Raw genomic sequence first — 1,183 nt, 5'->3', positions numbered from 1 at the left:
GGGCTCATTGCTTTTAGATTAAGTTTTATTCTGTCATTATTATAATAATTAATATACTCAATAATCTCTTGTTTTAATTGACCAATGGAACTGTATTTTTTAAGATAAAACAACTCTGATTTTAATGTTCCAAAGAAGTTTTCAATAATTGCATTGTCAAGACAATTTCCTTTTCTGGACATACTCTGTTTAATTCCTTTTTCTTTTAATAAGCATTGGTACTGTTTCATTTGATACTGCCATCCTTGATCAGAGTGCAGCGTTAAATTAGTATTGTCGGGTATTTTCTTAAATGCTTTTTCAAGCATCACGGCTACCTGATTAAATACAGGTCTTTCAGCCAGTTCATAACTAACTATTTCTCCATTAAACAAATCAATTATTGGTGATAAATATAATTTTTTTCCTGAGACGTTAAATTCAGTTATATCGGTCGCCCATTTTTGATTAGGCACTGATGCTTTAAAGTTTCTGCTCAGAATATTTGGGGCAATCCTGCCTTGTTCTCCTTTATAGGATTTATATTTTTTAATTCTGATCAGGCTTTTTAATCCCAACGATTTCATTAGCCTTAAAACTGTTTTATGATTGATGATTATCCCTTGAAGCTTTAACTCACTAGTGATCCTCCTGTATCCGTAACGCCCCTTATGCTTAGAATAAATTGATTTTATAAGTTCTTTTACTTTTTTGTATTTATCAGCTGTTTTACTCTGTTTTTGATAATAATAAAAACTGCTGCGCGCCACATTACTGCAATTTAAAAGTAATTTTAAATCATAGCGATGCCTTAATTCCATTATGACTTGCGATTTTTGGCTTTTTCTTCGGCTTGAATTAAGGCTTGTAACTTTTTTAGATAATCAATTTCACAGCGTAATGCTTCATTCTCCAACAGAAGTTCTTCTTCCCTGGTTAAAGGTTTTTCAGATTTACTTTTTTTATCTTTAAAATCACTCATAGATTTTGGTCTCCCTTTTGGTTTTAGTTTTAATCCTTCTAAACCAAAATTAGCAAAATCTTTTTTCCATTTAATGATAATTGAATCCGAAGGAATGTTAAATCGCAAACGAGCTTCTCTTAAAGATAATGAATCCCTGCAAATTGACTTTAAAACCTTTAATTTAAAACCAATCGGATAAACCTGATTTTTTCGTGACATTAAACCTGCCCTTCCATATTC

The 1,183-nt window shown here is 31.0% G+C and carries 1 protein-coding gene and 1 pseudogene; both read right to left on the bottom strand.

Features of this window, described 5'->3' with window-relative positions; all coding sequences use genetic code 11:
• On the bottom strand, positions 1-800 hold an 800-nt coding region (locus ACFO3N_RS24915; protein WP_379801513.1), incomplete at its 3' end, for an IS3 family transposase.
• Positions 800-1,183, bottom strand: a pseudogene (locus ACFO3N_RS24910) (hypothetical protein); the annotation flags it as partial. The gene ACFO3N_RS24915 and the pseudogene ACFO3N_RS24910, both read right to left, overlap by 1 nt.

It is taken from the genome of Flavobacterium chungangensis (assembly GCF_042654045.1).
Taxonomy (GTDB): Bacteria; Bacteroidota; Bacteroidia; order Flavobacteriales; family Flavobacteriaceae; genus Flavobacterium; species Flavobacterium chungangensis.
The sequence above is the reverse complement of the archived record's forward strand: the minus strand, read 5'-3'. Positions and strand labels throughout refer to the sequence as shown.